Origin of the sequence: Bernardetia sp. MNP-M8 (assembly GCF_037126285.1) — a bacterium.
GTDB lineage: Bacteria > Bacteroidota > Bacteroidia > Cytophagales > Bernardetiaceae > Bernardetia.
The window spans coordinates 3,869,867-3,894,936 of sequence record NZ_CP147012.1 but is presented as its reverse complement, the minus strand read 5'-3'; the positions used below and the strand labels follow the sequence as shown (position 1 = coordinate 3,894,936).

The 25,070-nt window shown below is 30.9% G+C and carries 18 protein-coding genes and 1 other RNA gene; 6 read left to right on the top strand and 13 right to left on the bottom strand.

Annotated features, from left to right (window positions below; genetic code table 11):
- Positions 1 to 34 precede the first annotated feature (34 nt).
- The 3 genes from V9L04_RS15845 to V9L04_RS15835 all read left to right on the top strand — a co-directional run bounded on the left by V9L04_RS15845 (position 35) and on the right by V9L04_RS15835 (position 2,316).
- The gene (locus V9L04_RS15845) at positions 35 to 565 is read left to right on the top strand and encodes a DUF2452 domain-containing protein (RefSeq protein ID WP_338790832.1); all 531 of its coding nucleotides are present in this window, start codon (positions 35 to 37) and stop codon (positions 563 to 565) included.
- A gap of 349 nt (positions 566 to 914) precedes the next feature.
- The gene (gene rplS, locus V9L04_RS15840) at positions 915 to 1,295 is read left to right on the top strand and encodes a 50S ribosomal protein L19 (RefSeq protein WP_338790831.1); all 381 of its coding nucleotides are present in this window, start codon (positions 915 to 917) and stop codon (positions 1,293 to 1,295) included.
- A 139-nt stretch (positions 1,296 to 1,434) separates the two neighbouring features.
- Complete coding sequence (locus V9L04_RS15835) at positions 1,435 to 2,316, top strand: UDP-2,3-diacylglucosamine diphosphatase (RefSeq protein WP_338790830.1); 882 nt, start codon at positions 1,435 to 1,437, stop codon at positions 2,314 to 2,316.
- A 153-nt stretch (positions 2,317 to 2,469) separates the two neighbouring features.
- On the opposite strand, the gene V9L04_RS15830 is transcribed toward V9L04_RS15835, so the two are convergent.
- The 8 genes from V9L04_RS15830 to V9L04_RS15795 form a co-directional block, all read right to left on the bottom strand.
- Positions 2,470 to 3,333, bottom strand: coding sequence for a murein L,D-transpeptidase catalytic domain family protein (locus V9L04_RS15830; RefSeq protein ID WP_338790829.1), 864 nt, complete (start codon positions 3,331 to 3,333; stop codon positions 2,470 to 2,472).
- A 721-nt stretch (positions 3,334 to 4,054) separates the two neighbouring features.
- Positions 4,055 to 4,945: a 4-hydroxy-tetrahydrodipicolinate synthase gene (gene dapA / locus V9L04_RS15825; RefSeq protein WP_338790828.1), complete on the bottom strand. Its 891-nt coding sequence runs from the start codon at positions 4,943 to 4,945 to the stop codon at positions 4,055 to 4,057.
- Positions 4,946 to 5,112: 167 nt separating this feature from the next.
- Positions 5,113 to 6,540 carry an HTTM domain-containing protein gene (locus tag V9L04_RS15820; RefSeq protein WP_338790827.1) on the bottom strand — a complete coding sequence of 476 codons (1,428 nt, stop codon included), beginning with the start codon at positions 6,538 to 6,540 and terminating at the stop codon, positions 5,113 to 5,115.
- A gap of 331 nt (positions 6,541 to 6,871) precedes the next feature.
- The gene (locus V9L04_RS15815) at positions 6,872 to 7,030 is read right to left on the bottom strand and encodes a lmo0937 family membrane protein (protein WP_338790826.1); all 159 of its coding nucleotides are present in this window, start codon (positions 7,028 to 7,030) and stop codon (positions 6,872 to 6,874) included.
- A 192-nt stretch (positions 7,031 to 7,222) separates the two neighbouring features.
- A complete protein-coding gene (locus V9L04_RS15810; protein ID WP_338790825.1) occupies positions 7,223 to 7,408 on the bottom strand; it encodes a CsbD family protein in 186 nt (61 codons plus the stop codon).
- A gap of 138 nt (positions 7,409 to 7,546) precedes the next feature.
- Positions 7,547 to 7,738 (bottom strand): hypothetical protein, encoded by a 192-nt coding sequence (locus V9L04_RS15805; protein ID WP_338790824.1) that lies wholly within the window; start codon positions 7,736 to 7,738, stop codon positions 7,547 to 7,549.
- Between the two features lie 463 nt (positions 7,739 to 8,201).
- Positions 8,202 to 11,537: a DNA topoisomerase (ATP-hydrolyzing) subunit B gene (gene gyrB / locus V9L04_RS15800; RefSeq protein ID WP_338790823.1), complete on the bottom strand. Its 3,336-nt coding sequence runs from the start codon at positions 11,535 to 11,537 to the stop codon at positions 8,202 to 8,204.
- 187 nt (positions 11,538 to 11,724) lie between these two features.
- A complete protein-coding gene (locus tag V9L04_RS15795) occupies positions 11,725 to 12,636 on the bottom strand; it encodes a hypothetical protein (RefSeq protein WP_338790822.1) in 912 nt (303 codons plus the stop codon).
- Between the two features lie 238 nt (positions 12,637 to 12,874).
- On the opposite strand from V9L04_RS15795, the gene V9L04_RS15790 reads away from it, so the two are divergent.
- A complete protein-coding gene (locus tag V9L04_RS15790; RefSeq protein ID WP_338790821.1) occupies positions 12,875 to 13,072 on the top strand; it encodes a hypothetical protein in 198 nt (65 codons plus the stop codon).
- A gap of 71 nt (positions 13,073 to 13,143) precedes the next feature.
- Here the strand turns inward: V9L04_RS15790 and V9L04_RS15785 are convergent, their stop codons facing one another.
- Positions 13,144 to 13,695 carry a hypothetical protein gene (locus V9L04_RS15785; RefSeq protein WP_338790820.1) on the bottom strand — a complete coding sequence of 184 codons (552 nt, stop codon included), beginning with the start codon at positions 13,693 to 13,695 and terminating at the stop codon, positions 13,144 to 13,146.
- A 342-nt stretch (positions 13,696 to 14,037) separates the two neighbouring features.
- Between V9L04_RS15785 and rnpB the strand changes: the two genes are divergently transcribed.
- An RNA gene (rnpB, locus tag V9L04_RS15780) (RNase P RNA component class A) lies at positions 14,038 to 14,541 on the top strand.
- A gap of 74 nt (positions 14,542 to 14,615) precedes the next feature.
- Here rnpB and miaA read toward each other — a convergent pair.
- The 3 genes from miaA to V9L04_RS15765 all read right to left on the bottom strand — a co-directional run bounded on the left by miaA (position 14,616) and on the right by V9L04_RS15765 (position 22,753).
- The gene (miaA, locus tag V9L04_RS15775; RefSeq protein ID WP_338790819.1) at positions 14,616 to 15,623 is read right to left on the bottom strand and encodes a tRNA (adenosine(37)-N6)-dimethylallyltransferase MiaA; all 1,008 of its coding nucleotides are present in this window, start codon (positions 15,621 to 15,623) and stop codon (positions 14,616 to 14,618) included.
- Between the two features lie 38 nt (positions 15,624 to 15,661).
- Positions 15,662 to 19,120: a PAS domain S-box protein gene (locus tag V9L04_RS15770; protein ID WP_338790818.1), complete on the bottom strand. Its 3,459-nt coding sequence runs from the start codon at positions 19,118 to 19,120 to the stop codon at positions 15,662 to 15,664.
- A 297-nt stretch (positions 19,121 to 19,417) separates the two neighbouring features.
- Positions 19,418 to 22,753 carry a two-component regulator propeller domain-containing protein gene (locus V9L04_RS15765; protein WP_338790817.1) on the bottom strand — a complete coding sequence of 1,112 codons (3,336 nt, stop codon included), beginning with the start codon at positions 22,751 to 22,753 and terminating at the stop codon, positions 19,418 to 19,420.
- A 289-nt stretch (positions 22,754 to 23,042) separates the two neighbouring features.
- On the opposite strand from V9L04_RS15765, the gene V9L04_RS15760 reads away from it, so the two are divergent.
- Positions 23,043 to 23,807 (top strand): toxin-antitoxin system YwqK family antitoxin, encoded by a 765-nt coding sequence (locus V9L04_RS15760; protein WP_338790816.1) that lies wholly within the window; start codon positions 23,043 to 23,045, stop codon positions 23,805 to 23,807.
- Positions 23,808 to 23,879: 72 nt separating this feature from the next.
- On the opposite strand, the gene V9L04_RS15755 is transcribed toward V9L04_RS15760, so the two are convergent.
- Entirely contained in the window at positions 23,880 to 24,872 is a 993-nt protein-coding gene (locus V9L04_RS15755) for an acyl-ACP desaturase (protein ID WP_338790815.1), read from the bottom strand.
- Positions 24,873 to 25,070 lie beyond the last annotated feature (198 nt).

Sequence of the window (25,070 nt, the reverse complement as noted above, 5' to 3'; positions counted from 1 at the left end):
AAATTAACCACTATTTATTTTGAATACTGTACGTATGAGCGACAAAGAAAAATCAGAACACAAAAAAGAAAATCTTTTCTTTGATGAGAAACAAAAACAACAATTCGAAAACTTTGTCAATCCAATTGATGCCGATAAAATAGCGACCAATCCAGGGCTTTTACCTTATGCACATACAGTTGGAGGTGCTATCATTGTTCCGACCGAAAAAGGAATTATGAAAAGTAAGGCACTTGCTGCCATGGAACAACAAACTGAAATGCAACTTGACCAAATTAGAGAACAAATCAACCTTTTGGCACAACAGGCAAAAGAAATTCAATCAAGAACACATATCTCATTAGAGATTTATAATGCTGATATGGGTTTTGAGCCACTTGTAAATCATACCTATTTCCTTTATGAACGCTCTAAAACAGGCGAAAAAGTTCTTTCTATGATTGCTCCAGACCAATGGGGACGAAGCTCAAAACTTACTTTTATGGCAGAAGTTTTATTATTAGCAGACCGAACTTGGAAAGTAATTAGAGAGAATACAGAAGATGAAAATAATATTGACATTTAGGGCAGTTAAAAACAATCTTCTACTTATTAATTTTGCAAAGACAAATAAAAAGTTCTACCTTTGTGGTTCGTTTTGAAGCGCACAGCCTCCAACATTTTCCCTTATCTTATTTTATTTGTCATTATTGGTGTCTCCACTAATAAAAATAAAATTTGCTAATAAAATTTAGCTTTGGACTGTCTTTAATAAAAACTGTTACTGGTGTCTCACCAGCAACAAATAATTTTATTAAATGATTATTAATATCATTCAAGACTAAAATTATTTTTAACCCAAGTTGTGAAATATACTTTGAGGAATTTAATTGTCTATCAAACTCTTTATTTCAAACTTACCCAATTTGTTTCTAATGAGAAATCAATTTATTCAGATGGTAGAAGCTTCTAATGCAGAAGCTCGCAAAAAATTTCCTCAATTTCGTGCTGGTGATACAGTGAACGTAAGAGTTCGTATCAAAGAGGGCGATAAAGAGCGTATTCAGCAATACCAAGGTGTAGTTATCCAACGTAAAAACCCTAACACAAACGGAGAATCTTTTACAGTACGTAAAGTTTCTAATGGTGTTGGTGTTGAGCGTATCTTCCCACTTCTTTCTCCAAATGTAGAAGGAGTTGATATGGTTCGTCGTGGTAAAGTACGTAGAGCAAGAATTTATTACTTACGTGGTCGTATGGGTAAAGCTGCTCGTATCAAAGAGCGTCGTGGTAATTATACTGCTTCACAGGCTTAATTTACATTTTGTAAAATTAGCTTATAGAAAAATCATTTCAAGAAACCAACTCTATTTTTTTAGTGTTGGTTTTCTTTTTTATTTAACTGGTTCAAGCGTCGACACTTGAACCAGTTATAAAAAACTACTTTTGTGATTTATGCAAAACATAAACCTTTCCCCATCAAAAAAAATTTATATTGCTTCTGATTTTCACTTAGGATATTCTAAAGATGAAGCTGGTTTAGATTCTTTAGAAAGAGAAAAAAAAATACTTCGTTGGTTAGAAATGGCTCGTAAGAATGCCGAACTTATTATTTTATTGGGAGATATTTTTGATTTTTGGTACGAATATAACAAAACCATTCCTAAAGGTTTTGTACGTTTACAGGGTAAAATAGCTGAAATCACGGATAGTGGAATTGATGTGGTATTTTTTACAGGAAACCACGATTTATGGATGTTTGGCTATTTTGAGAAAGAACTGGGAGTAAAAGTTTATCATGAGCCTCAACAAGTAGTTTGGAATAATAAAAAAATAACTTTAGGACATGGAGATGGATTAGGAAATGGAGATTATTCCTACAAGTTTATGAAAAAAGCATTATTTAAAAATCCTATATGTCGTTTCTTTTTTGAATGGTTGCACCCAAATATCGGAATTGGTTTGGCTCATTTTTGGTCAAATAGCCGTAAACCTTCTAAAAAACCAACTAATAAAAAACCTAAAGAAATAGAAAGCTATAAAGGCAAAGAAAAAGAATGGATTTGGAATTATTGTAATGAAATTCATCAAAAAAATCCACAAGATTATTATGTTTTTGGGCATCGTCATTTGCCTCTTATGATTGAAATGGACAAAAAAACAATAGCTTCTACCACCGATTCACAAACTGAACCTAATGATAAAAGCTATTATTTTAATACAGGCGAATGGATGAACCATTTCACCTATCTAGTTTTCGAAGTTGAAAATACCAGCCATGTTGCGACTTTTAAGCGTTGCTGCTTTGAAGCAGATACAAAATGGATTATTGATTAAATCAGCTTTCAAGTGATTTTCGTCTTCGATAAAACTTAATTTATCTTTTCAATTAATGGATTTTAGTAATTTTGAATAGAAAATAAGTTACTAAGTAGTTAGCCGTTCAGTTATTTTTTTATCTATCTCAAAATCATAAATCTACATTAAGAATTATCCATTTGTATTTTCTGTTGTTACGCTTGCCGTACTCGGTACGTCTACTGCGTTATGCTGTATATTTTCAGCAAAAAAAGTTGTTGCTTTGTCTAAATTAAGCCATTTACTTGTATTCAAATATTTTTTATCTTTGAAATAAATAAATAGACAAGAACCACTTTTGACATAATCTATAATTTCTTGTGCCTTGTGCATTTCTACAGCAGGACAACCAAAACTTCTTCCTAATCTTCCATTACGATTCATAGTTCTTGGGTTTACATAATTTGCTCCGTGCATAACTACAGCACGATTTCTCGCTTGGCAGTTATAGCCTTTATCCATTCCATTGATAAGCATAGAAATTCCATTTTTACCAATGTAAGGTGAGTCAGTTACATAAAATCCCATACTACTTTGATTAGAATGCAGTTTATTGGAAAATGACGTAACCATATCGTGTCCAGAATTTTTGCCATGAGCTACTAATTCTCTACGGACTAATTTTTGGTTTTCCATATCAATAATCCACATACGCTCAAAGCGAGAAGATTTTGTAAAATCTAAGATTGTCAATATTTCTTTTTTGAGTTCTCCTTTAGCTTGAAGGTTAAGATAACCCACATACGCTGTTTTGAAAGCAGGATAATCTAATTCTGCCTTTTTCAATTTCAACTTCTGATACATATCTTTGATATGATTTTCAAAAGCGATAGAAGTATTCTCAATAGTTTTAGGTTCTTTTGACGGAAAAGCATCTACTTTCGATGCACTTTCTAGCGAACTGTTCGTAGCCGAAGCAGTTGCAAAAAATTTAGAAAATCCGAAAAAGAGAAGTACGAGTACGGCAATACTGCCGCTCAATACGATTCTTTGCATTCAGGATTTCTGTTTAAGTTAATGAATGATTATTTTATTAGCTTTTATGATTTTTATGTTACTCAAAAGAGAAATCTACAAATTACATAAAAACTAAAGTTTTACATTACGTAAGGATATTTTTTCAGTTGAATTTACGAATATCAAACTTTCTCAAATTTAATAAAACTAATTCATAAATTCTGATTCTTTTAATAGGATAGTTATTGTTGTAATTTTCTACAAGTAAAATACTTATCTATTAATTACAATAAAAGAATCTAAAGTCTTAGATGTAAAGGCATGTCGATAGAAATGCTACTTATTTGTTTAATTTCAGAAATAAGCGTTGAAATCCCTTTTCACAATTGACTTTATACTATAAGCTAATTTTATGATTTTGTTAGAACTCTGAAATTTTAACTTCATAATTCTAAAAATTGACACAAAATTATATAAAACACAATTGCAATTAGCCTCTACGAATTTGAAAAAACATCAAAAAACGGTTTCTTCCAAAACATTCCATTTTCCTAGATTGAATAAATCAATTTACAAAAATGAATTTGTAAAGTAACTCTCTTTTGAGTAACGTTACATATATATAACAGTATTATACCAAGAATTGTTTTAATTAATTTAAATTTTTTGTATTCTTTACAAATAGTTTTACTTTTAAGTAATACTATTATATATACAAAAAACACTCACTAAAGCAAGCATTGATTATCAAAATAGTTTTTTAAGCTATTTGAAGTTTCTGTATTTTCTTCATTTCTTGATCAAATTTATTGCTTAATTCTTTTGAAGCATTTAACAGAGGAAGTCTTACATCAGGCTTCATAATTCCCATCAAAGATAAAATTTCCTTGATTCCAACAGGATTACTTTCTACAAATAAATGTTCGAAAAGAGGAAAAAGTTGATGTAAATATTCATTTGCCTTTTCAAAATCACCTTTCAGAGCAGCACGAGTAAGGCTTCCAAACTCTTTTGGATAAGCATTCGGAATTACACCAATTACACCATCTGCTCCAAGAGAAATTAAAGGCAGTGTAAGTGCATCGTCTCCCGAAAATACCATGAAATCTTTTGGCTTATTTCTCAAAATTTCGATACATTGTGTCATATCTCCAGAAGCCTCTTTTGTGCCAATAATATTAGGGTGTTGAGCAAGTCTTAGAGTAGTTTTGGCTTCAATATTTGATGCTGTTCGGCTTGGCACATTATACAAAATAATTGGCTTCGGACTTGCATCAGCCATTTCCATATAATGTCTATAAATTCCTTCTTGAGTTGGCTTGTTATATGAAGGGGAAGCCGAAAGAATTGCAGACACGCCTTCTAAATTAGATTTGCCAATCAGTTCTATAAGTTGTCTTGTATCATTCCAAGCCAATCCGTAGACTAAAGGCAACTTATTTGGGTTATTTTCAGCTATAAAATCAAATATTTCTCGTTTTTCTTGGCGTGTGGTAGTAGCAGCTTCGCCAGTTGTTCCATGAATAACCCAAAACTCTACGTGATCTTGTGTATGTACAAGTAGGTTTTTGAGTGCATCAAAATCTACATTTTTATTTTCATCAAAAGGAGTAACAAGGGCAATTCCTGTTCCTCTAAATAAATTATTCATAGCTTTTTGTATATAAAAGTTGTCAATAATACACCGACAACAATTTAGTTTCGAAACCCTAAGGGTTTTCAAAACCCTTAGGGTTTAAAAATATATTCACTAATGTTTACAAAGTTAAATGATAATAGTGATTTTAAAAATAGGCTTTCTCTCAAAAAAAGTAAAATTTAATCGTTTGGGTCTTCGTTTTTATCTTCTTTTTCTATGTATTCTGTTTCTGTAAGTGGAGTTACCCAATTATAGAGTCTCCAACTTCGTTTTTCTTTTGTCAAATCTACACTTGAATCAATAAAAGACTGTTTTTTTCTTCCATTCAATGACATTTCTGATTCTACTTTTATAATTGGTTCTATATAACCTTTTTCTTCTTTATAAATTTTTTCTAAAAAATGAACATATTGAAGAATCATATCTGGGTCTTTTTCCATTTTTCGAAGTTGCCTGTACGACAAATGCACACTAGGATAGGCAATTTCTTTTTTGTCTGATTTTGCATCGCTTACTTTAAAAGTTGTAATTCCTCTTTTTGTTCGTAACATCATTCTCCAAGAAAAAAAATGTCCTTGTTCTGTCCAACTTGGGTCTTCTCCATAAAAAAAAGCTCTCCAAGGAAGAAAAAATTGTACAACAAAAAATAAAATAAAGAAGGAATAAACAAAATTTTGATATAACTTTGATTTATCTGAATACTGAAAAAAGTGGGTATTCTTTTTTGGAAGTTGTTTATCAAAATACTTGAAAATCCACCAATTTCGAAAAACAGAAGGAGGAAAGAATAGAGCTGTTGCAGCAATAGAAAACCAAGGAAAAGTACCAATTCCGAATGTGAGCGCATTAATAGCATGAAAAAAGATAGCTAAAATAAAAGTTACCTTTCTCGTTTTTTTCCAAAGCATCAGAGGAACAACCAGCAAATCAAAAACAATTCCACCATAAGCAACCAAAAAAGCATGATATTTGTGAGCCAGTAAAATTCCTAAATAAGGAACAGGATGGTCTTTTTTGGCAGCCAACCAAATTTGCATGGGTTGAGCATGAAGCCAATCAATATTTAACTTTGCAATTCCTGCATAAATATAAACAATACTGAGCTGAAAAATAATGCAATAGACTGTCCAAGCAGGTATTTCAGAAGACTTTAGTTGAGGATTTCGATGTGCATCTACTGAAAAAGCTCGGTTGGCAGGAAGAAAAGCAAAAACTGAAAATAGTATGCAGTATAAATAAACATGATTAATATACAATGTTTTTTCCATCAAAAAAATAGAGGTAGCCGAAAAAAACATGGCAATACAGGCAAAACGATATTTAAACCCAAAAACTACCATCAAACCCAAAATAAAATTTACTCCAAAATGAATGTACATCAATATTGGTTCTGACCAAGGTTTTATAAAAGGAGCAAAAGAATATGAAAAATGATAATCTCCAGTTATAAGAGTTCTTCCATAAGGTGATAAAGCTCCTCCACAGAGTTCAATAGTCATCAAAAGTCCTAAAATAATTCTTGCATAAATTAAAGGAGCAATATCAATAGGATGATTAAGGAAACTCTTTATTTTATCTATTTTATTGGGTTTAGTAGTTGTATTCATAGCACAAATATACACTAATTCCTTTTTTTTGAATAAAAAAAGAAGCCTTTACAAATCAATTAAATTGATTTGTAAAGGCTTTGTGTTTCGTAATATATCTTGAGTTAAAAGCTTTTTTTTCTGTATTTTTTAAATGATAAAGCTAACAAGGCTATTACTGGTAACATGTGGATTGATTTATCTAAATCGTACCAAAAAAATCCTAAGCACCAAGCAATAAATATGATAACTACCATTGTATAGAAAATGAATTCTAAACTTTTCATGTACTTAGCGCAATAAAATGTATGATAAAATTAAATAGAAAGGAAATCAATTTTTAGTAGTCAAACTATATAATTTTTCCACCACGAATAACACGAAGTAAAACTGCAATAATAGCAACAACTAAAAGAACGTGTATAATTCCACCTGTATAAGTTCCAGTAAAGAAACTAACAGCCCATATAATAACAAGAACAACAGCGATGATATATAATAAATTACCCATAATAAATAAAGTTTAAAAAATTGAGATTAAAAAATGGAAGATTTGGTTGTCTTCTCTGAAAATTGAATAGTATTTTTTGGTCGGAAAGGTATAGAAATTAGAAAGAAAACGTACTTATCAGACCACCGTAGCTTCTGCATCATTCATTTTCTTTCTAATTTTATAAAAATGATTTTTTATATTTTTGATTGACTAGAGAGATTTAATCATCTTGACTACTTCATCTCTTGTCTTACCAAGTTTTTGTTGAATTTTGCCTAACATTTGGTCTTCTTGACCTTCTGCGTATGTTAAGTCATCATCGGTAAGTGAACCGTATGATTTTTTTAAACGACCTTTTACTTCGTTCCAAGTTCCTTGATATTCTAGCTTGTCCATAATAATAAAGATTAAATAAAGATTAAAAAATTGAGATTAAAAAATAAATTGCTCGTTGAATGAATTAGATTTATACTCTAATAACGTTGTTGTATTAACATTTTTTATTTTTTTTTGTTTTAAAAAATGTATTTTTTTTTATCCTTCTACTTTTCCACTTGTGGTTTTGAAAAGTCCCATTCCAGAAAGGAAAAAGATAAAACCAAGTACGGCAAAAATCCAAGGATTTTGACTAGAAAGGTTTTGTCCGAAAATACCGAAGACACCTATTACTAATCCAATAATACCTAAAAGGATAAGAAAAATGCTAATTATTGCTTTAAAATTCATGATTTGTAAAATTTATGTCTATATGTAACAAGACTAGGTAAAAAAATGGAAATTAGAAATTGTTGATTTACTAATTTACTTAATAGAGTTTTTGATAAATGTTTTCTGTTTTTTTTGATTTTTGACAGTATTCTTAAAATAAGTTTTAAAAAAATAAGAATAAATACTTTATTTAGTAGAATAGTTTGAGAAGGAATATAAAAAAAATGATAGTTTCCTTTTCTAAAAAAATGACTTTAATTAAATTAAAGTGAGAACTATTTAAAGTGTGTGTCTGCTTATATATACTCTGATTGATGAAGAAAGGTTACACAAAACATGAAAAAAAATAGAAATAATTTGTCTATTTTTTAAAAACCTTATTTTTGAGGTATATAAGCACAAAAAAGCCATAAAAATAATTAAAAAATATTTTTATGGCTTTTTTAATATAAGATTGTCAAAAATAATTTTGACGATTTTATCAAGTATCTACACGAGCATAACGAGCATTTTTCTCAATAAACTCTCTACGTGGAGCAACCTCATCTCCCATAAGCATAGAGAAAAGTTGATCTGCAGCAGCAGCAGACTCTACATCTACACGCTTCATACTTCTCGTTTCTGGGTTCATTGTTGTTTCCCAAAGTTGCTCTGGGTTCATCTCTCCCAAACCTTTGTAACGCTGTACGCCTACTCCATTCATATTTCCACTTGAGCCACCGAGTTCTCTCATCGCTTGTTCACGTTGAGGTTCATCCCAACAATAAACTTGCTGCTTACCTTTCTTGATAAGATACAGAGGAGGTTGAGCAATATAAACATACCCTTTTTCAACCAAATCTTTCATATAACGGAAGAAAAGTGTCAAAATAAGTGTTCTAATATGGCTACCATCAACGTCTGCATCGGTCATGATTACGATTTTGTGATAGCGAAGTTTATCAAGGTTTAGGTATTTTTCGCCATTCTCATTTTCTCCAAAACGAATACCCAATGCTGTAATAATATTTTTTATCTCTTCATTATCATAAATACGATGTTCTTGTGCTTTTTCGACATTCAAGATTTTACCACGTAAAGGCAAAATTGCTTGTGATTGTCTGTCTCTTCCTTGTTTGGCACTATTATGAACAAAAACCCCAGAAGCTAAAGCAAAATTGTGAGTATTCGGAACTTCAATATCAAATACATCTTGAGTTTCTTCCAAAAACTCTACACTTATTACTTTGTGATTGTAATTTTCAACAGCTTCTAAAACTTTTTGATTATCCCCATTAAAAAAACGTTCTGAAAAATTATTTACTTTCAATACATTTTTCTTCTTCGGATAGTCACTTCTTTTGATTTTATCAAAATTTTCTAAAGAGCCATGTTTTTCCAAAACTTCCTTCATTAAAGCAATGGTACCATCAAAATATGTCTGATTATATGCCTTTGAACGAGATTCTCTAAATTCTTCCGTCCATTGTTGTTTAGTAGTTTCGCTTCTCCACAACAATAATTCTTCATCATTCCATTGTTCCTTAGCTATTTTAGAAAGTTCTTCTCTTTTTTGAGGATTTTCTTCAAAATAACTTTTTGTAGTTTGAGATTGCTTATTTTTATTTTCTTCTTTACTCCAATATTCTTGTTGCATTTGATTCAAACGCTCTACATTTTTAGGAGCTTTACCATTTGGAATTAGAAGTTTTTCCCTCATCATTTCCATATATTGCTCATCATTCCATTGAGCTTTCGCTTGTTCGGAAAGTATTTTACGAGTTTGAGGTTCTTGCATTCTCTCACTCATTTTTATACGAAAAGCAGGTTCTTTTTTAAGTTGCCTACATTTTTCTATTACATCTGGTCTATGAAGTGTTTTTTCTAAATGCTGTTGATGAATAATTAAGTGTTCCTCTTTAGAAAATCTTTTAATATTAGATGGATTATTATTTAGCTTATTGAAATCAACATGATGTCTAGTATCACCATCTTCCAATGCATCTAAATTATTCCTCAAATTATATTGATCAGCTAACATATGAGTAAAAATCCACTTACTATTTTTTGGATTAGTTACCATTTCATAACCTTCTATAGTAATTCTTCCTCCTATTTTAGACATTTTTTTATAGAGAGGCATTAAAGAAAAACCATTTTTTAAATCTTTTGCTTCTACATACTCACCATTTCGAAGCATAAACTTATGGTCTGGCGTACATTTAATTTTCTCTCCATTGTCTAAAGTAACTTGAACTAAATTTGCTTTTTGTTTAGTTCTACGAGGATATAAGATTTTTTCAATACCTATCGAACCATCTTTAAGAATAGTATAACAGTAATTTTGTTTTCCTTGTGAGGCTTCTTTGATGAGTTCTATAAAGCTCAAATTTCTACCATCTGTTAGAGCTACTTCTGTTGTACCAACAAAACAACCACCTGCTGAATCTCCCTCTACGAGATAAATTTCACACTTTTCTGGGTCTTTTTCCGAACAATCGGCTAATTTCCCTGGAAGTCCTGTTCCACTAAGAGCTGTTTTACGCTGAACCATTTCACGAGCCTTTCGTGCAGCCATTCTAGCTTGTGCAGCTAAAGTAACTTTTTGAATAATGATCTTAGCTTCTTTCGGATTTTCTTCTAAATAACTATAAAGTGCGTCAGCTACACATGTTTCTACTGCACCTGATACTTCAGAATTTCCTAATTTTGTTTTTGTTTGTCCCTCAAATTGAGGCTCCATTACTTTTACAGAAATTACAGCAGTCATTCCTTCTCTAAAATCACTTCCTGAAAGTTCTACTTTTTTGTCTGTTAAGCCATTTTTATCAGCATAACTTTTCAAAGTTCTTGTCAAGGCACGATAAAAACCTGTAATATGTGTTCCTCCTTCTATTGTATTAATATTATTTACATAAGAAAATACATTTTCAGAGTAAGAAGTATTGTAAAGAATAGCTACCTGAACTGGAACATCATTTTTGTCTCCTTCTACATAAATTGCATTTGGAATAATGGCAGTACGGCTTTTGTCTAAATATTCTACAAACTCACGTAGTCCACCTTCTGATAAAAATGTTTCGGTTACAAAATTTCCTTTTTCATCTTTTTCACCAAACTCTTCTCTTACATCTGAAAGGGTAATTTTTACACCTGCATTCAAATAAGACAGCTCACGAAGACGATTAGCAACGGTTTCATATTTAAAAACTGAATGTGTAAAAATGCTTGCATCAGGATGAAAAGTAACTTGAGTTCCTGATACATCAGTCGTTCCTATTTCACGCACCGAGTATTTAGGTGCGCCACAAGAATATTCTTGCTCAAAAATCTTCCCATTTCTGTGTACTTCTACTCTCAAATCATCTGATAAAGCATTTACACAGGAAACACCTACACCATGAAGACCACCAGAAACTTTATAAGTATCTTTATCAAATTTACCTCCTGCGTGAAGTACTGTCATTACAACTTCTAAAGCAGAACGATTTTCTTTTGTATGTATATCAGTAGGAATACCACGACCATTATCTCTAACTGTGATTGTATTTCCTTCATTTATGGTTACATGTATCGTATCACAATGTCCAGCAAGAGCTTCATCGATAGAGTTATCTACAACTTCCCAAATCAAGTGATGCAATCCTTTTATACCTACATCGCCAATATACATGGCTGGGCGTTTACGTACGGCTTCTAATCCTTCAAGAACTTGAATATTATCTGCGCCATAATTACCTCTATCATTATTTTCTGAGTTATCTTCTGGAATAGGAGAAACTGTATTTTCTACATCTGTTTCTACTATTGCGTTTTCCTCTTTATTATTTTCTGCCATTTTAATTATTACTAATTGTTTTTGCGTTTTTACTTTTTTGATTTAATACGTTTTTATCTGTCTTAACTAAAATCCTTACTAGATAAAAGGCATATTTCATTCCAAAAATTATTATACAAATATACACAAAAAACGCATCTATTACAATTATAATAGACATTGCATCAAAAGAGTAATTGTTCTTTTTTTAAATTTTCATAATATATGGAAAAGCTAAACTGAGCAGCATGGAAGCAATAACAGAAGTTGTAACTAAAACTACTGTAATAAAACGAAGTTGAGTTAAAATTGAATCTTTTTTATTTTGTGAGTAAGCATCTAATTTATCGATACGTCTCAAAATTTTTTGGTCTTTTAGATTAGTCTGGGCTGTAAATCCCGTTTCTTGTCGGTAACCAATATCATAATCTACTTCTACAAAATGCTGAAAAGCATCTTTATAGGCATTTAGGTAGGCAAGATATTTATATTTTTGTTCTAATTCATAGGTGTTGCTAACAATGTTTTCGGTAAGTGTTTCAAAATTTTTTTTCCATTTATTTAATGAAATGCTATCTAATCTATTTATAAAATCTTTTTCATGTCTACGAAGCTGTAAAACTAAAACTTTGTCTATGTGAGGTTGAACTTCTAATAAGCGTATATACTCTCTCATTACGCCTTCCAAACCATAATCTTTATATCCTCTTAATCTTATCTTGCGTGCTAATTCTTTCATCATATCTGTACTGAGCTTGACTTCATATTGCAGGGAATCCAAATTCTTAGTCATATTCCACTTTTTGGCTTGAGGAGATGTTTTGATGGAATTTATTGAACCTAAGATTTGTGATTGATTGACAATATACTCTTTCAAAAAACGACTGTGTCCTGTTTTATAAAACTCTTCATTGAGTGGTTCATTTAATAAAAAATCGCTTCTTAATTTTGATAAATTTCGAATATGGATATGTAGTTCATGAACTTTATCAGCCAACAGATTTATTGATTCGACACGTCTAAAAAGCCAAAAACTGAGTGTAGCCACAGCAAAGGAGAGTAAGGTGTAAATCAAAAAAGCTATAAAAATACGTTGGCGTGGATATTTTAATTTTATCATTGTACCCTAAATATCTAATCATTTTGTGTTTTATGCAAATTACTAGCTAATAAGTACGCAAAAATTACAATAAGCTACTAAATAATCGCTTTAAATTAAATTTTGAGAAACATGCACTCAAGACTTATACAAGTGATAAAAGCTCTGATATTCAAGTTTTTATATAATTTGATGGACTTAATTTTGTATTAGTTAAAATAAAAAATCCTGTCTTACAAAATTTTCATACTATAAAAAAATGCACACACTTAAAATTAATCTGTTTTCTTTTTTACCTTCATTCTCTTCTTCAAAAAAAGTAGTTTCTGATTTAAAAAGTAGTCCAAAAAAGCCTTCAAAAAAAGAGAATTCAGAAGAACCTTCTACTGAAAGCGACTTACCTGCTTCTCAAAAGGAGAGTGCTGCTATATATTATCTTCCTGTACATTTAATGTAAAAACAAAACACGCTTTTTGCATAAATTATTTATACAAAAAACGTGTCTTATAATAACCAATACACTTGATTTTATTTTCTAAAAATCCAGTTGATAGCATTTTCTTTGCTCATATAAAATCTACACTCATAAGGCAACATTTGCTGTAAATAACTAACAACATAGTCAATTCCTACTTTGTGCATAGGGGCATTGGTACGTAAAATAGCCAACTTAGCTGATTCTATTTCTTGTTTTTGCATACGAGGAATCCAGTCTAACATCAACCAAGCACGAGCGAACATACTGACATAGCCCAATTCCATAGCATCAATCAATAAACCTGTAATACCATAGAGATAACTAAACTCAAGTAATTTGTTCATAACTTCCTTGTATTGCTCGTCAGTTATGTCACCTCTCCATTTTAGAGCTAGAATACCATCTTTGATAGCTTCTTTATTTGTTTTATCTTTTGGGATATAACTAATTCTAGCGAAAGGTACTTCAAAAAGAACCGTATTATGAATAGGAATCTCTACAGATTTTGTATCTAACCTTTTTTTATAGGCAGTATGAGCATCATCAAAAATTTGTTTTTTTGAAGCGTACTCTTCTTTATGTATTGTCTTAAATGAATGCATTATTATATAATTATTAAGGGGAAAAAATTTAAAGCAAAATAAAAATTAGAAACTAGTTATTTATAGAGATTATAGAGAAAGTTTGTAATAAAAATTAGACACAACTAATATAATAAGGGAGGGAATAATTTGTATCTAAATTTGTTTAAAACTTGCTTTACACTTTAAAAAAATTTCTTTTTTGTTAGTTTTTTGCTTTTATCAAAAAATAATGCTGTAAAATTGACAAAATATTTTGATATTTGCTAAACGATAGTGTAATTTGAAACGAATTTAATGAATTTTTTGTTACTTTTTCTACTAAATTTTAGATTATTTAGGAAAAGTCTTAATATTATTAACTTAATAGGTCATCTTATCGCTTTCATATTTCTTATTTGGTAACTTTTTAAAGTAAGAAAATCAGAAAAATGGAAGAGGAAAGTCTGAGCAGCACAGAGCAACATGCTTCCTAACGGGAAGGCTATACCAAGTTAAAAGAAGTTGTAAGTATAGACGGAAAGTGTTACAGAAAATAACCACCTTTTTACTTTTTTGAAAAAATGAGTGGAAAGGAAAGGGTGAAAAGGTGTGGTAAGAGCGCACCGACAGAAAAGGCAACTTTTTTGGGCGAATAAACCCCATGTGCTGAAAGACCAAATAAGTCTGCGAATGTTTTTATTCTTATTTAATTATGAGAATAAATACAAAAAAGTTGCTCGCTGGAGCAGACGGGTAGGTCGTTAAAGCTGTTTTGTGAAATGCAGCATAGATAAATGATAGGACAGGTTTGTTTTTTATTTTAAATGTAAATTAAAAATAAAGGCTCAAACTGGACAGGACTCGGCTTATAGACCTATTTTTACAATTTATTTTACATTAAAGTCAGTATTTTGAATCAAGATTCGATATACTGACTTTTTTATAACTATTATAATTAATCAACCTTTAGTCAATTGACTTTTAATGAAATTAATTAATTTTTGTTTGTAGTTTGGTTGTGAAATATCGAACCAAACATATTCTTTATCTTTACGAAACCATGTCAATTGTCTTTTAGCAAATCGTCTTGTGTTTTGTTGAATAGTTGAAATAGCTGTTTCTAAGTTTATTTCTTCTTTTTTTTCAAAATTATCAGTAGTAAGATATTCAAAAATTTCTTGATACCCTACTGTTTTTAAGGGTGCAAGATGAGCGTATTCTTTCAATGATTTTACCTCTTCTACCAATCCGTTCTCAATCATGAGCAAGACTCTTTTATTTATTCGTTCGTAAAGTTCTTCTCTAGGTCGGTCTAACATAACCTTGATGAAATCAAAGCCTAATTTTTGCAATCTCTCTGTTCTTACTTTTTCTTGGTTTTGTGCATTTTTTTTTCTGAACTCTGAATAGTTGCAGCCTGTGCTTCTAATTATTTCTAATGCTCTAATTACTCGTTGAGGATTATTTAAGTCTGCTTCTGATGCGTATTCTAAATCTTTTTCTTTCAATTCTGAAACTAAACTATCTAGTCCATTTTGTTTCAATTCTTGATTTAACTCTTCTCTGAATGTTGTTTCGATGGTTGGTATTTCATCAAATCCATCACAAATAGCTTGAACGAAAAGTCCAGAACCTCCTGTCAGAATAAGGATGTCATTTTCTTTGTTTCTAGCTTTGAATAAATTATTAATAACAGATAAGGCTTCTTTTTCAAATTGCCCTGCTGATAAAGGATTTTGAATAGAATGAGAATCTATAAAATGATGTTTGATTAGCCTAGAAGTTCCTGTTTCTGAAATGAAAGTCATCTCCTCACGTGTAGGTTTTGCTGTTCCGATGCTCATTTCTTTATAAAACTGTCTTGAATCAGCTGATATAACTTCTGTATCAAAGTAAGCTGCTAATTCTGTACATAAAGCTGTTTTTCCTACAGCTGTTGCTCCTGCAATTACAAGTATTTTTTTCAATTTGATTTATATTTTTCACACTAAAGTACAAATTATATTTAATTATTTCTGTTTTCCTTACTATTATCCAACTCAGCAGGAATAAATAATTTTTCTAATTCATCTTTAGTTTTTGGTTCGAAACTAGGCAAAATTACCATAAAAGTAGAACCTTTTCCAAGCTGACTAGCAAATTTGAGTTCTCCCTTTAGTTTTTCAACAGCCTGACGAACAATATAAAGTCCCAAACCATTTCCATCAGAGGTTTCATTTCCACGATAAAACATATCAAAAATACGTTCTTGATAGGCTTTATCTATGCCTACGCCATTATCAGTAATTTTCAAAACAAACTTTTTGTCTTCTCTCAAAGCAGTTTCTACTATAATAACTGACCTTTTTTTGGTTCTGTCTACAAACTTAATTGCATTTGAGAGTAAGTTTCTCAAAATTACATTTAGTCTTAAATTATCAGTATAAACAGCTCCTTTTTGACTTGATTTAATTTTGAATTTTATTTCATTTGCATAAGGTAAAAAATCTAAATCAGCAATATTTTTATGAATCAAATATTCTATTCGCAAAGGTTCATAATTAGTTTCCAAATTACTTGTCTGAGAATAATTAATGATAGATTGTACAAATTCGTCAAGTTTATGAATTCTTCCTCTAATCATTCTGATATGAGAAAGTGCATTTTCTTTGTCAATTTCGGCAATATTTAACAGACCTAAAATGGATGTAAGAGGAGAACGCAAATCATGTGAGGCTTTATAGACAAACTGATCTAATTCATAGTTACTTACTTTTAGTTCTTCTAAAGTTTGACGCAACATTTCTTCAGCTTCTACTTGGTCGGAAATATTTTCAATAAACATTACAATAAATGCAGGTTTTTTATCGTCATCTTTTACCACTGAAAGCGACAGATTGAGCCAAATGGTATCTCCATTTTTATGAATATAACGTGTTCGCATAGAATACCCTTCACTTTTTTCATTCAGAACACGACGAAGCTGCATAATATCTCTTGGCAAATCTTTTGGATGTGTTATTTCCCTCAATTTTTTGATGCTAAGTTCATTTTGAGAATAGCCAGTCATTTTACAAAAATGAACATTGAAAGCTGCCCACGACAAATCTATTCCGATATGAGCAATTCCAATCCCTGCTTGTTCGAAGGTAGAACGAAATTTGAGTTCGCTTTCTTTTAGCAATTGTTCTGTAATTTTTCGCTCACTAATATCTCTTACAATAGCTACAAAGCGATTTTCTCCATCATCTAAATCTACATATTGCAATAAAAGAGCAACAGGAAATTTGCCTCCACTTTTATGTAAAAAGGTTGTATCTAAGTTGATTTGATGATTCGTATTATTTACAACATAAGAAGTAAGTTGTTGAAAATCTTCAGGATTAATATCACTCATAAGGTCAATGAGCTTCATGGAACGAAGTTCTCCAAACGAATACCCAACAGCTTCTGTCGCTCCTTTATTAGCATAAATAAACAAATGCGTAGTAGCATCAAACATAAAAACACTATCTTTGGTAACATCTAGTGTTCGTTTGAACTGTGCTAGAGAACGCATAATCTGTGCTTTTTCCTGCTCAAATACTCTTCGTTCACTAATATCTCTGATTACATACAGATAGCCAATTATGCTTTTGCTAGAGTCATAAACAGGTGTAGAAATAGTTTCTGAATAAATTAACTTTCCATTTTTAGACTTCAGAGCAATTTCGAAAACAGACATTTTTTCCATTATGTCAAAATGGTCAGAAATTAGAAAAAAGCTCTCTTCTTCAAATAGGCTTGAAAAAACTTTTCCTGTATATTCCTCTTTATCATAATCTAAAAGATTTTTTATAGCAGGATTTACCCATTCTATTTCTAGATTTGGATTAGTAAAGACGACTCCATCAGGAAGTGAATCTAAAATGAATTGTAACATTCTTTTCGTATTGTCTAACTCGTGGTTAGCAAGAATGCGTTGTGTCACTTCTGTATCTACTCCTTCAATGCGAATAGGATTTCCCTCTTTATCTACTGTTACTTTTACATCTGTCTGAATCCATTTCGTGTTTCCTTTTCTGTCTATGATGCGATATTCATAAGATATACTTTGTCCTTCTCTTGCTTTTTTACGAGATTCATTGACAAGTTTTATGTCCTTTGGATGTACCTTTTTTAGCCACGCATTTGGATCATCTTTTAATTCTGCTTGTGAAATATCATAAATTTTTTCCACAGCAGCAGAAATAGTAAGTAATTTATCTTTTTTGACATCATACGACCAAAATACATTATCTAAAGACTGAAAAATGCCTTCTAATAATTCTTTTGTATTCCTTAAATCTTTTTCAATACTTTTCTCTTCAGTAATGTCTTTTGAAGAAAGAATAAAAAACTGTTCTTTATTACGATTATAAAAATCATTAATATATAATTCGATGTCAATCAATGCACCCTTTTTTTGCTTTAGCTTCCAAAAACGTTTTGCAGTAGTGTTTCCTCTGCGAGCTTTTTTTATAGTATTAATGCTATCTTCTGTTTCGAAATCAGGTACAATTATAGAATATACTTGACCAATTAATTCTTCTGGATTATAGCCAGTCATGAGTGCATATTGTCTATTTACATTTACAAAATAGCCCCATTCATTAATAACAGCTAATCCAATTTTGGCTGATTGAAAGATTGATTCTCCAAAGGTTTGACTATCACGTAATTTATTCTGTACTTCTTTTGATTTTGTAAGGTTTCTCACTAAAGCAATATAAACCGTTTTTCCATTTTCAAAATGAGTTTCGTTTAACGAAACACTTAAAGGAAATTCAGTTTGATTTTTGTGTTTTGCAATTAATTCTATATTATGAATGACCTTCAAATCAGAAGAAGACTCTGTTACTAGCTGCGTAAAACGTTCGGGTATAGGTTGGTTAGACAAAAGTAATTCTATTGATTTGCCAAGTAATTCTTCTTCTTTGTAACCAAAAATATTCTCAGCAGCAGGATTAACCAAAGATATAATTCCCTTTTCATTGATAACAAAAATACCATCAGGAACAGTTGCTAGGATAGTATTCAACTGCTTTGTCTGTATGGCTCTTGTTTCAATAAATGTTTCTACTAAATCAGGGTTAATAGTAGTTGATGTATGAGCAATGGATATATAAACGTAATTTTCTTTTGTAGAAATTGTAGAAATTTTGTATTCTTCTCTATTGTTTATATTATTTATGAAGCTATACGATTCAATTATTTTTTCATTTATTTGGATACGTGTTTTGTCAAGTTGATTTATTAATCTAGTAATCAATTCTTTAATACCTATTTTATTCTGTCCTTCAATTCTTTTTTCTATTTCTTCTATAAAACTTTCTCCAATTAAGAATTTTTCTTCTCTTTGAGCAAGTTTTTCCATAGCAGTATTGGCGTGCAGGATACGATTATGTATATCTAGCACACAGAGAGCTTCTGTAGATAGTTTAAAAAAGGGGCTTGTATGAGGCATCAACGACCAGCTTTACAGATAAAAAAAATACGGTTATCCAATATTTGTCTTTAATTTATGAAAAAAAAAACACTTCTGTGATTTTTATTTAAAATAACTCTTTTTTTTTGATTTCAAGATAAGTTTGAAAACTAACTTTTGTGTACTGTGATTAGAGTGAAACATAGGTTTTGCGCAACTCATAATCTAAATACAGTCTGTAAAACAGGATTAAAACCGTGTTCAATTTATAATTCTGCCATTGTCAGTTTCCTCCCCGAGGATGGTGAAACACAAATAACCTTATGTTACACTGTACTAAATGTCTACATCTATTTTAACTCCTATAATCAAAACATCATCGACTTGTGAGTAATTACCTTTCCATTCTTCAAATGTATCTTTTAAGATTTGATATTGCTCTTTCATAGGTAGCTGATAAATTTCTAATAATAGTTTTTTCAATTTACCTTTCATAAACTTTCTATCTTGTTCTCCTCCAAATTGGTCTTGATAACCATCAGAAAATGTATATAATACAGTCGGAGAGTCAATTTTGATAGTGTGATTTGTATATTTTATGCTTTCCTTATCAGAATAATTCCCACCTATCGAAAGTTTATCAGCCTTTATTTCGTGTAACTCTCCGTTTTTGATATAAATCAATGGGTTTTTAGCCCCAGCAAATTCTACTGTATGAGCTTTCTGATTCCATGTCCAAATATTCATATCCATTCCATCACGATTATCTGTTTCTCGTTGTCTTAAGATATTACTTATTTCTTCATTAAGAACATTAAGAATAAGACTAGGTTGTGTAATAGAATAGTCTTGAATTACTTTATTGAGTAAATCATTTCCTATCAAAGACATAAATGCTCCTGGTACACCATGTCCTGTACAATCCACAGTAGCTATAACTATTTTTTCGCTTTGTTTTTCTATCCAATAAAAATCTCCTGAAACTATATCTCTAGGCAAAAATAATATAAAAGATTCAGGTAAAAGTTCTTCCACTTGTTCTAGCGTAGGAAGCATTGCTAATTGAATACGTTTGGCATAATTAATACTAGAAATGATATTATGATTTTGTTTTTCGATAAGAAGATTTCTTTCATCTACTACTTGCTGCTGAGTAATCAGTTCTTCATTACTAGATCGAAGTTCGGCAGTACGTAATTTAACAATCCTTTCTAACTCTTCAGCTTTCATCTTGATTCTCTTTGTTCTTGCAGCTACTACTCCCCAAATACCTCCTCCTGCTAAGAGAACTATCAATCCAATAAACCAAGGTGTTTCATAAATATGAGGTCTAACAACAACTTTTACACTTGCACCCTCATTGTTCCAAACGCCATCATTATTAGCTGCAATCACTTGAAAATTGTATGTTCCGTTAGGAAGATTGGTATAAATTGCTTCTCTTTTATTATTTTTTGCTACTACCCACTCTTTATCAAAGCCTTCTAATCGGTATTTGAACTTTACTTTTTCAGGCGCACGAAAACTAAGAGCTGTAAAATCAATAATGACACGCTGTTGCTCAGGTTTTACAATTACTTTTAAAGGTTCTAAAAAAAACTCATCATCTAAAAAAACTTTCTGTACATATACAGGAGGACGACGAGAATTAATAGGTAAAAAATTAGGATTGATGTGTAAAATACCATTGTTAGTAGGAATCCAAATTATTCCTTGAGGAGAAATAATTGATTGCGTTGCCCCCTTACATTGTTCGGAACGCATACCATCATTTTTGTCGTATTGTGTCCAGTTTAAGTCTATATCTTCTCCATTGGCTAAAGAATTGAGTTCATTTTTATTTATGCGTAGCACTCCTCTATTAGAAGAAAACCAAAAATATCCTTTCTCATCTTCTACAATATCAAAAATAGTTTCGTTTGGCAAACCGTTTGAGCCATCAAAAACAAATGCTTTTTCATCTTTCCAACGCACCAAACCAGCATTAGTAGCCAACCAAACTATATTCTGTTTATCACAATAAATATTAAAGATAAGATTAGTAGGCAATCCATTTTCAGTAGAGAACAAATCAAATTTATTTCCATTTTCTACAGCTAATCCTCCATTATTTGTTCCTACTAAAAGATTTCCATTATTATCTTCTGTTATTGCCATCACAAAGTCAGGAGTAAAACCTCTTTCTAAACCAATTTTTGAAAAACTATCTTGACCCGTTTTCTTGTCTTTTTTGTACTCTACCAATCCTTCTCCTCGTGTTCCTATCCAAAAACGACCTTTTGAATCTTGATAGGTAAGTCGCAAAATATTAGTTGGAAGCCCATCTTTTGTAGTAAATAATTTTTCGTTTCCATTAATATCTTTCCTTAATAGACCGTCATAAGTAACTATCCAAACGATTCCTTCGCTATCTTGACGGATATTGAATATTTCTTGTCCAGTAATATTTGTTTTTAATGGATAATCAAACACTTTATTTTGATTAGAATTTATTCGATGAATTGTTCCGTTACTTGTCCCGACCAAAACATCTGTATTATTATAAACACCAACCGAGTTTACAGAAGGATAAGCAAGTCCTTCACGAACAGTATAATTAATAAATTTTCCATCACGCAAACGACACAGTCCGTGTCTAGCTGTGGGAATCCATAAATCATCTTCTTGATCTAACCAAACTGAACGCACATCATCAAATGCTTCTCCTGTATCGGTGGTAAGAAGTTCTAATTCCTCTGTCAGAACATTATGACGATAAATATTATTACGAGTAACAATCCAAAAATTACCTGCTGGATCAAACCTCATATCATGAATTCGCTCTTCAGCTAGTTTTGGAAATTGTCTGATAAATTTATCATTTTTATACCTTAAAATTCCTTGATATGTTCCTGCCCAAACTCTTTTCTTACTGTCTAAATATAATTTTAATGTACGGGTATTTTCTAATTCAGAAGCTACTTTTAGTAATTGGTTATTTTCCAAAATTAGCACGCCTTGGTTCCTTGTAGCTAACCAAAATTTACCTCTAGGATATTCTAAAATATCATAAATGGATTCAGAAGACAATTCTTTTGAAAAAAGAGGTAAAATTTTTTCTTTTTTTATATCATAAACTAACAAACCACTTGAACGAGTACCAATATAAACTGAATCACTATTATCTAAAATATGAATTGCTTCAATGTATTGTTTTTCTAAACCATGTGATTTAAAAACTCCATTTTTGTAACTGACCAGTCCACTTCCTTGTGTTCCTATCCATAGTGTACTGTCTTGGCTTTCTGCCAAACGAGTAATATTATTTGTCTTAAAAACGTCGTTTGTATTTTTGGTGTATAAGTCAAAACTATTTCCATCAAAACGCAAAAGTCCATCATAACTTCCTATCCATAAATAACCATCTTTTGTTTGGATGAGTTGTAGAAGTGTTCCAGAAGGCAATCCTTTTTCACTATCCCAAACGTCTATTAAGAATTGGGAGAGTTGTTTGTTAGGATCAAAAGGAATGTGTTTGTTTTGCTTTTGTGCATTAACAATAGGTGAAACACAGAGAAACAAAATCAAGACTAAGCCTTTTACTAAAGATTTTGAAAAGAAATTCTCAGTAAAAAGATGAAAGTAAATTTTAAGAAAAGAGATAATTGGTAATTTTTCTCGTAATTTTTTCAAGGGGAAAGTAGTCTAAAGAATGTGCAATTTTGAGCAAATAATCTGATAGTAAGTAGCACAAAAATAACATTTTTTTTGATTTATCAAACCCACATTGAAGTTAAATCTTAAAAATAGATATAAAAACAGCTAAAATCTTTGTTTGATTGAATTCATAAAAGAGATTTGATTATTTTGCTTTTTTTATTTTAAATTTATGTAGCTTGTCTTACCAAGAGCAAAAAAAGTAGTATGATAATTGGGTTTGATGATAGAACTCTTTTATCTATAAGTATCTAAACAAAATTATATGAAAAATAAGTATTATTCAAATGTATATTTAACTCTGTATTTACTTGCTTTTTTATTATTTAGCTTTATACAAAATTCTGTTGCACAATCAAAAAAGCAAGAGTTTTATAAAAGTGGAATACTAAAAGCTGAGGGAAAAGAAGTAAAAGGAAATAAAGAAGGATATTGGTTCTTATATTATCCAGATGGAACAACAATGGCTTTTGAGAACTACCAATACAATAAACTTAATGGAACATCAAAGTATTATTCACCAGATGGAAAGCTAGAGCGAAAAGAAATATGGATAAACGGAATGTTACAAGATTCAGCTTTTTTTTATTATCCAAATGGACAAGTAAAACGTACAGGTATTTATCGTGATGGTGCGTATGAAGGTCTTTGGCTAACTTTTTATGAAGATGGAACTCTTGCAAGACGAGTTTTTTATACAAAAGGACAATTAGACGGGTTAGTAGAAGAATATTTTACTGATGGAAGTGCAATTCAATCAGGAACATACAAAGATGGACAAAAACAAGGTTCTTGGACATACTATGATCAAAACGGGATTGTAATGAGTAGAGGAGTATATAAAGAAGGAAAAAAAACTGGATATTGGATTCACTATGATGAAGAAGGAAAACCCAAATATGAAGGTCAATATAAAGAGGGAAAAGTAACTGGCGAGTGGTTTTATTATAAAAGAGGAAAACGAAAAACTGCCAAGAAAAACAAACTACCTATTAAAGAACTAGAATTTGAAGAAGAAAGTAATGAATAATTGTGAATGGTTAATTATAAATGGACTACTTGCATTCATTTATAATTAACCATTTATCACTAATAATTGATTTTAATCTATCCACTTAAATTTATATCCTGCACTTGTGTCTGTTTTCATTCTTTCAGCTACACGTAAAAGTCTAGCAGGAAGTTTCATAATATAATCTCTTGCTTTTTCGCCTGTTTCATTAAGGTCTTTCAAGTTTTCGATATTCCATTTCTTGATTAGCACTTCCATAATATCAACATAATCTTCTGCTGTATAAACACCCAAACGTTGAGCGCAATCAGAAAAATGCTTGAAGGTTTCGCCTACTTTTCCACCAATTTCTCTCAAATAATGAGCAGGCATCACAATTTTTTTACGCATCATATCTTCAAAAGCAAAAAGCATTTCATTTGGATCAACTTCCAAAATCTTTTCTACAAATGACATATACGCATACGCATGACGGTATTCGTCGGCAGCTACCATACTACACATTTTCTCTAAATCTGAATTATCATGTGTTCCTGCCAGTTGAGCTACTCGTTTGTGTGAAATGTTAGTAGCTAATTCTTGAAATGAAGTATAAACAAAATTACGATAAGGGTCTGTTGCAGTTCCGATATCAAAACCATCAGCAATTAAGTGTTGAGTAGAAATTTCTACCTGCTTCATGTTTACTCGTCCTGATAAATAAAGGTATTTATTGAGCAAATCTCCATGACGATTTTCTTCTGCAGTCCAGCCTCTTACCCATTTTGACCACGGATTTTCTTTGTCGCCTTGATGTACACCTTCTACATCCATCAACCAAGATTCGTAAGTTGGAAGAGCTTCCTCTGTTATCATATCGCCTATCAAAACAATCCAAAAATCATAAGATAGTTCTCTAGCACGTTCTTGAAGATCTTTTACTTTATCAAAAAAATCTAGTTTAGAAGCATCAGGCAATAAATCGGAAGGCTGCCAGTTTACATCAATAGGACGTAAAAATTTACTTGTCATTTGATCCACGTAGCCTTCTAAATGGCGCATGACTTCTAAACGAGAAGGGGAAAGGGTTAGAATATTACTCATAAACTATTTTTTTTGTATCAGTTTTTTTATGAAATCTATTGCTTATTATTAGCATAGAATTGAACCGATAAATTATTTATTTAATTGTGTGTATTTGTGTGTGGTGTTTATTTTGGCTTGCAAGATACAAATTTAATAAGCGCAAAACACTATCAAAAGTCGCTTTACTTACTGATTTTTGACAGTTTTTACACAAAA